Annotated in this window: 8 protein-coding genes; 2 read left to right on the forward strand and 6 right to left on the reverse strand. The window is 39.1% G+C overall.

The genetic code is table 11. From position 1 onward, the window contains the following. Positions 1–19: 19 nt before the first annotated feature. On the forward strand, positions 20–286 hold the full coding sequence (locus L3V46_RS21855; protein WP_034613324.1) for a metal/formaldehyde-sensitive transcriptional repressor: 267 nt from the start codon (positions 20–22) through the stop codon (positions 284–286). A 161-nt stretch (positions 287–447) separates the two neighbouring features. Further along, positions 448–1,617: an MFS transporter gene (locus tag L3V46_RS21860; RefSeq protein ID WP_096735459.1), complete on the forward strand. Its 1,170-nt coding sequence runs from the start codon at positions 448–450 to the stop codon at positions 1,615–1,617. A 44-nt stretch (positions 1,618–1,661) separates the two neighbouring features. Here L3V46_RS21860 and L3V46_RS21865 read toward each other — a convergent pair whose 3' ends face one another. The 6 genes from L3V46_RS21865 to rpmH all read right to left on the reverse strand — a co-directional run bounded on the left by L3V46_RS21865 (position 1,662) and on the right by rpmH (position 6,253). Then, complete coding sequence (locus L3V46_RS21865) at positions 1,662–2,024, reverse strand: NirD/YgiW/YdeI family stress tolerance protein (protein WP_004818181.1); 363 nt, start codon at positions 2,022–2,024, stop codon at positions 1,662–1,664. Positions 2,025–2,163: 139 nt separating this feature from the next. Then, on the reverse strand, positions 2,164–3,528 hold the full coding sequence (gene mnmE / locus L3V46_RS21870; RefSeq protein WP_034613331.1) for a tRNA uridine-5-carboxymethylaminomethyl(34) synthesis GTPase MnmE: 1,365 nt from the start codon (positions 3,526–3,528) through the stop codon (positions 2,164–2,166). A gap of 89 nt (positions 3,529–3,617) precedes the next feature. Beyond that, complete coding sequence (gene yidC / locus L3V46_RS21875; RefSeq protein ID WP_004718941.1) at positions 3,618–5,357, reverse strand: membrane protein insertase YidC; 1,740 nt, start codon at positions 5,355–5,357, stop codon at positions 3,618–3,620. A 5-nt stretch (positions 5,358–5,362) separates the two neighbouring features. Further along, the gene (yidD, locus tag L3V46_RS21880) at positions 5,363–5,683 is read right to left on the reverse strand and encodes a membrane protein insertion efficiency factor YidD (RefSeq protein WP_004718939.1); all 321 of its coding nucleotides are present in this window, start codon (positions 5,681–5,683) and stop codon (positions 5,363–5,365) included. Between the two features lie 9 nt (positions 5,684–5,692). Then, a complete protein-coding gene (gene rnpA, locus L3V46_RS21885) occupies positions 5,693–6,085 on the reverse strand; it encodes a ribonuclease P protein component (RefSeq protein WP_004718937.1) in 393 nt (130 codons plus the stop codon). 33 nt (positions 6,086–6,118) lie between these two features. Next, the gene (gene rpmH / locus L3V46_RS21890) at positions 6,119–6,253 is read right to left on the reverse strand and encodes a 50S ribosomal protein L34 (RefSeq protein ID WP_000831329.1); all 135 of its coding nucleotides are present in this window, start codon (positions 6,251–6,253) and stop codon (positions 6,119–6,121) included. Positions 6,254–6,945: the final 692 nt, after the last annotated feature.

Genomic DNA, 6,945 nt, shown 5'->3' on the forward strand with positions numbered 1-6,945 from the left:
TAAAATAGCGGATTAATTTATGAGTCATTTACATCAAGATAAAAAAGTCCTCAATCGTGTGAAACGACTAAAAGGACAAATTCATGCGATTGAAGAAGCTTTGAATGATCAAAGCAGCTCATGTATCAGCGTTTTACAGCAAGTTGCGGCAATTAAAGGTGCCGTGAATGGCTTAATGAATGAATTGATTGAGCAGCATTTAACTGAGCATGTGATTAAAGACGCTCAAGCCGTGGATGAAGCTGAATTACAAGAATTTTTAAAGCTGCTAAAACGCTATTCATAACTCAATTCACAGTCATCTATGCTTGAATGTTCAAGTTTCCATTGACCCTTTACTGATTAAGTTTTAATCTTTCCATACTCAATTCCTTCCATGCCGAACTTTGTATTGAACAGGTTTGGCATTTTTATCTGCAAAACATTTGCATTTGAAGTCCTATATTTATGAATCAACAATCATGGCGTTCATTTTTAATGATCAGCCTAGCCTTATGTATTGGTACGATTGGTACGGCGCTCGCTAGCCCCTTATATCCAATTTATCAACAACTTTGGCAATTACTCCCAAGTCAGATCACCTATATTTTCGTGGCCTATATGTTTGGTTGTTTAACCACATTATTATTTTTAGGACGTAGCAGTAATAGTTTTGGTTTTATTCGTACCTTACAAATCGGGCTATTGTTTGCTGTGATTGGCCTAACACTGTCGGTGTTTGCATCAACCACCTATTTGCTTGGATTTGGGCGCTTTATCATTGGTATTGCCTCTGGGTTGATCAGCACCTCTGCAATGTTAGGTTTGATTTATACCATTCCTGACTCACATAAACAGAATGCCGCACAGTTAAGTTCAATTATTACCGTCATTGGCTTTGGACTGGGTCCTTTTATTGGTGGTGCAATCGCACAATTTTCTGATCGCCCACTTGTCACACCTTATTTACCCGTAATTGTTGCAGCAATCATCAGTTTGTTGAGTTTATTTACGATTAAAACCATGAGATTTGAAAGGCAGCCATTTTCTATTGCACCCCACTTACAACTGCCAGAAGCTCAATTTAAAAAACTGTTTTATATCGCCAGTTTTACCGCATTCTGTGCTTTTGGCTCATTTAGTTTATTTGCCTCATTGGCACCCTCCTTTATTCGAGATGTGATTCCTTGGCATGGGCCATTGGTCAGTGGTGCAACCATTGCCAGTATCTTAATGGTTTCTGCGATCGTCCAATTTATCGCAAAGTCTTTTGATATGCATAAAGCATTGAATACTGGCTTAGTCTTATTGATTTCCAGCTATATTATTTTATCGATCTGTATGACCATGCATTGGAGTTTCTTATTCTTTTTGAGTGTGGTTTTGGTTGGAATGGGGCATGGTTTAACGTTACTGAGTGCTTTTGCATTGATTCACCACATGACCAATGTTGAAAATCGGGCAGCTGTGGTTTCCACTTATTTGTTTATTGCCTATTTTGGCACCATTGTGCCGATCATTAGCGCAGGCTTTTTATCTGATCATTTCGGTTTAATGGTTGGTGTTTTAGGCTTTTGTGCAGGAATTGGTATCTTATGTATTTATTTATTGATCAGTCATTTAAAAATTAAAGCTTGATCAAACATCTAGGCGCTGTGCGCCTAGATGTTGGTTAAAAGCAATTATTGAATAATCTCAATTTTAACCACTTCTATATCTGTGGGTTTATAACGATGGGTATCGACTTCCCCCACAACTTTAACTTTGGTACCCGGTTTTAACTTTTTTAAATCGATAAGATCGTCATCCACTTCGATCCCAATGGTGCCCGTGCTGTCTTTTAGCTCATAATGTTCATGTTTTATTTGACGAACAATTGTCCCCGTCAAGGTGACAGCTGTTTCATCATTGGCACGTATTGCTTGTCCAATGGTGATCTTGTTTTTGGCAGCTTCTTGAATAATCACATGATCATCTTTACCCGCCCAAACATTTGATGTCATCACTAAAACAGCAATCGCAAGCAATAAAGGAGTTTTTTTCATGAAAAGAAGCCTTTGTTGAATATGTAATTGATCTTACAGTAAACAATTCTAAGATTGATGTAAATTCAGCTTACAAAAGCACAACTTTTCATCAAAAAAAGCGGACTAATGTCCGCTTTTAAGCTGTTAGAGTAAAGGATTACTTTCCAATACAGAACGAGCCAAAAATTACCCCTAACAGATCATCTGCACTAAAATCGCCTGTGATCTCAGCTAAGGCATTCTGTGCTAAACGTAACGATTCAGCGACCAGTTCACCCGCATGATAGACCTCAAGTTGCTCATGTGCTTCTGCAAGATAGTGCTGAGTGCGCTTCATTGCGTCTAAATGGCGTGTACGTGCAATAAAGGTATCTTCTTCAGGATGGAAGCCAGCATGCGCTGTAATCGCATCTATAAGCGCTTGTACGCCCATTTCCTGTTTGGCCGACACACTAATATGGCGAAAACCTTGAAAATCACTTAATTCAGGTGATTGCGCAGTTAAATCACATTTGTTACCAATCAACATCAAGCGTTTAGTTTCTAAATGATCTTCAAAATAGCGCTGAGCAAGTGCTAAAGGATTTTCACCTTGGCTGAGGTCATAAACCAAAAGTAATAAATCCGCTTGCTCAATTTCTTTGATTGCTCGGCGAATGCCTTCTTTTTCGACCACATCACCTGTCTCACGTAAGCCCGCAGTATCGGTGAGTGTGATGGGTAAGCCATTTAAAGTAATTTTCTCATGCAGTACATCACGCGTCGTTCCTGCAATATCCGTAACAATGGCACGGTCATTTCCAGCCAAGGCATTCAATAACGAAGATTTACCCGCATTGGGCTTACCTGCAATCACCACTTGCAGACCTTCACGTAATAACTGCCCCTGACGCGCAGAGTGTTGTACAGCAGAGACTGAAGCCTGCACATCTTCAAGCAGATGAAGAATTTTTCCATCTGCCAAAAAGTCGATTTCCTCTTCAGGAAAATCAATCGCCGCTTCAACATGCAAACGTAAATGAATCAGTTTTTCCAACACGGTATTCACTTTATTGGAAAATGCACCTTGCAAAGAACGTACTGCAGAACGCGCAGCGGCTTGTGAAGTCGCATCAATTAAATCTGCAATCGCTTCAGCTTGAACCAAGTCCATTTTGCCATTTTCAAAGGCTCGCATGGAAAACTCGCCTGCTTTGGCGGCAATAGCACCCAGCTCGAACAATCGTGCAAGAAGTGCATTTTGAATTACAGGACCACCATGTCCCTGCAATTCCACCACATCTTCACCAGTAAACGAGTTTGGATTTGGAAAGCAAATTGCTAGGCCCTCATCCATCACCTCACCTTTTTCATCAAAAAACTGACGAAAACCAGCAAAGCGCGCTTGGGGAAGCGCTTTTTGAGTTAAAGCTTGTGCAATCGCATAAGCTTTAGGACCAGATAGACGAATCACACCTACACCACCACGTCCAGGTGGAGTCGCAATTGCTGCAATTGTGGTTTGGCTTACAGGGTTGCTCATCTAAATTACTCAAACTTTGACAATAAAAAAATCCGCCTAAGATTACCATCTTAAGCGGATTTTTTCAGCTATTGCTTAATCTATGAAGATTAAACCACTTCGCTTGCGACTTTGGCTTTAGCAACATTTTTGTTGATAAACCATTGTTGCAGAATCGTGATCGAGTTGTTCACAATCCAGTATAAAACCAAGCCAGAAGGGAAGAACAGCATAAATACTGTAAACATGATCGGCATGATTTTGAAGACTTTAGCTTGCATTGGATCAGTAGGTTGTGGGTTCAACATTTGTTGAACAAACATCGTTACACCCATGATCAACGGCAAAATAAACCAAGGATCCATTGCAGATAAATCTTGAATCCAAAGCATCCATGGTGCATGACGAAGCTCTACAGATTCCATCAATACCCAATACAATGCTAAGAAGATTGGCATTTGCAACAGCAATGGTAAACAACCTGCAAGAGGATTGACTTGCTCACGTTTGTAAAGCGCCATCATTTCTTGTGAGAAACGCATGCGGTCTTCACCAAACTCTTCTTTCATGCGTTGCATTTCAGGTGCAATCACACGCATTTTCGCCATAGAACGATAGCTCTTAGACGACAATGGCCAAAGAATAAGCTTAACCAATACAGTCAATAAGATAATTGACCAGCCCCAGTTACCTACAAGATTATGGAAGAACTGTAAGCCAGCAAATAATAATTTTGCAATTGGCCATAACCAACCATAGTCTACAGTTTGGTTTAAACCAACAGCCAAGTCTTTTAATTCAGATTGAATTTTTGGACCTGAGTAGAACGTTGCATCAATGCTCATTGCTTTTCCAGCTGGAACATTGATGGTTGGAGAAGTAAATCCGATGATATTCATACCATCTGCAGATTTACGAGATTCCAATTTTGCTGTGTATTCTTGACCGCCAAAATGACCAGGCATCCAAGCACTTACAAAATAATGCTGAACAATCGCAACCCATCCGCCTTTTGCTTCAGTGTTGAGTTTTTCATCAGTAAAGTTTGCAAATTTTAGCTTGTTATAATGCTCATCAGGTGTACCCCAAGCGCCCCCCAAATATGTTCCAAGTGTAAAAATCCCTTGAGAGGTTTTTCCTGGATCATCTGAGTTATCACGCTTAATTTGACCAAACATTTGTCCTTGCCAATTTTGCGCACTACGGTTGACAACCTGATAGCTTACATCGATTGGATATTGACCTTGTTTAAAGGTAAATGTTTTGATGATTTCAACGCCATCTGCTGTTTTAAATACCATTGGTACAGCTAAAACTTGCGATGTCTTGCCATCTTTGTCTTTGGCTGCTTTGGCATCTGCAATAGTATAAGCAGTTTTTTCAAACGCATAGTTTGGACGATCTGGCTTACTGTCCGGACCATTCAATCCAATTAACCCAGATTGCGCAACATAGGTACGTTTTGCATCACTTTCAAGCATAACAAAAGGCTGATCACTGTCTTTGCTCTTGTCATGATTCAGTAATTCAATACGAACAATATCACCACCTTTAGGACTAATCCAAAGATGATAAAGGTCAGTTTGTACTGAAATCAATTGTTGATTTGCTGTGGCTGGTGCAGCTGTATTCTGTTGTGCAGCAGCTATATTTGCTTGTGGAACATCGCTAGTGGCCGCAGTTGCTTGACCTTTTGGCAGATCGGCAGACACATCATGCGCTACAACAGCCTGCGGTGTCGCAGCCTTCGATGTATTGTCATGACCATAGTCTTTTTGCCAAGCCAAAATGAGCAAATATGCGGTGACTAACATGGCCCCAAGGATTGCAAACCTGGCCCATTGTTGCATATCTATTACCCCAAGTGGTTAGAGTGATTTTGGTTCAATAAACGTTCACGCAAGGGTACAGGAACATGAAGCGTTTGAGAATCTATTTGCTGAAATGAAATAAAACGAATTGTTTTTTTTGGCACAGGATCATAACCATACCCACCCCAAGGATGACAACGACACACGCGTTTGGTCGCTAACCAGCTACCTTTTAATGCGCCGTGCGTATGGATCGCTTCTAACGAATATTGAGAACAAGTCGGAATATAACGACAACGAGGTCCAATGAGAGGACTAATCGCAATTTGATAGAAACGAATCAACCAATGCAATAAACGAATCATTGGTATCCTCTATTTTTGAGGGGAAGATTGAGCTATTTTATGGTGCTTTTTAACAATGCGCTGCAATTTCAACCAAGCAAATTGTAATTGCTGAAAAAGCTCAGCATTTGGAACTGCTTCTATACCAACTTTAGGCATCACCACAATATCCAATAAATCTATATTTTGCTGGTTTAAGCGAAAACTTTCACGCGTTAAACGTTTTATTCGATTTCTTTCATGCGCACGGCGCACTTTCTTCTTTGCAACAACAATACCCAAACGGCTTTTAGGCTGTTCGGTGACTTTTGCTAAGAATATAAAATGGGGTTGATGCACTTTAAAAAGCGCACCATCAAATACATCTTTGTAATCAGCAGCGCAGTGGATTCTCACCTCTGGACTGAAACTATAAAGAGACATAACACCCAAGTCGTCTATCAACTGTCTAAAAAATTAAACAGTTAAACTATGACGGCCTTTTGCACGACGGCGAGCTAATACTTGACGACCAGCCTTAGTAGCCATACGAGCACGGAAACCATGAACACGCTTGCGCTTTAATTCAGATGGTTGGAATGTACGTTTCATATCGAAACTCCAAAATTGATCTTTTCTAAAGGTTCGCGATTGTATTGTGCATTCTTTATTCTGTCAATAAATATACACATTTCTTTTATATAGACGCTTTATTTTTACCCAGACAACAACTTTATATAGATTAAATTGAATAAATTATTAAAAATATATATTCACAGCATAACTTATTATTTTATAATGCAAATAAGAGTTACACACAGATATATCCTCAAAGTTATCCATAGGCTGATTCACAATTTAAATTTAATTTCTCAATTTTAAATTTAAAAATCGTGTTGTTTTGAATTTAAATTCATAACTTAAGCTTTATCCACAGAAATCCTGATCCTTATAAATAAATTCAAATTTAAAATTTATATTTATTATTATTAGGGAGCATTTTTTCTGTGGAAAACCGCTTTTTTAAGATAAATAATAATAACTTACCCTGTGAGTATCCATGTTTCTATTAATTTGATGGATTGTGGATAACTTTCTGTGATAATTTATCCACAGCTTGTGGAAAACCTTATCCACAACTGCTTTGAATTTGAATTTATTTACAGAAGGTTGCTTTTTTGAGCGAATTAGATTGAATTAACCATGACAGATGTGGATAACTTGGTTAGAATGGCGACCCCTTCACCTACAGGGTAGGGGTAAATAGTCTTTTTTGAATTTAAAATTGAATGAAGGGGTTTCAC

Origin of the sequence: Acinetobacter sp. AG3, assembly GCF_022343575.1 — a bacterium.
Lineage (GTDB): Bacteria > Pseudomonadota > Gammaproteobacteria > Pseudomonadales > Moraxellaceae > Acinetobacter > Acinetobacter guillouiae.

What these genes read in the sequence shown, in the direction of transcription:
- L3V46_RS21855 (WP_034613324.1), top strand. Translation starts at nt 20, where the DNA reads ATGAGTCATTTACATCAAGATAAAAAAGTCCTCAATCGTGTGAAACGA.
- L3V46_RS21860 (WP_096735459.1), top strand. Translation starts at nt 448, where the DNA reads ATGAATCAACAATCATGGCGTTCATTTTTAATGATCAGCCTAGCCTTA.
- L3V46_RS21865 (WP_004818181.1), bottom strand. Translation starts at nt 2,024, where the DNA reads ATGAAAAAAACTCCTTTATTGCTTGCGATTGCTGTTTTAGTGATGACA.
- mnmE (WP_034613331.1), bottom strand. Translation starts at nt 3,528, where the DNA reads ATGAGCAACCCTGTAAGCCAAACCACAATTGCAGCAATTGCGACTCCA.
- yidC (WP_004718941.1), bottom strand. Translation starts at nt 5,357, where the DNA reads ATGCAACAATGGGCCAGGTTTGCAATCCTTGGGGCCATGTTAGTCACC.
- yidD (WP_004718939.1), bottom strand. Translation starts at nt 5,683, where the DNA reads ATGATTCGTTTATTGCATTGGTTGATTCGTTTCTATCAAATTGCGATT.
- rnpA (WP_004718937.1), bottom strand. Translation starts at nt 6,085, where the DNA reads ATGTCTCTTTATAGTTTCAGTCCAGAGGTGAGAATCCACTGCGCTGCT.
- rpmH (WP_000831329.1), bottom strand. Translation starts at nt 6,253, where the DNA reads ATGAAACGTACATTCCAACCATCTGAATTAAAGCGCAAGCGTGTTCAT.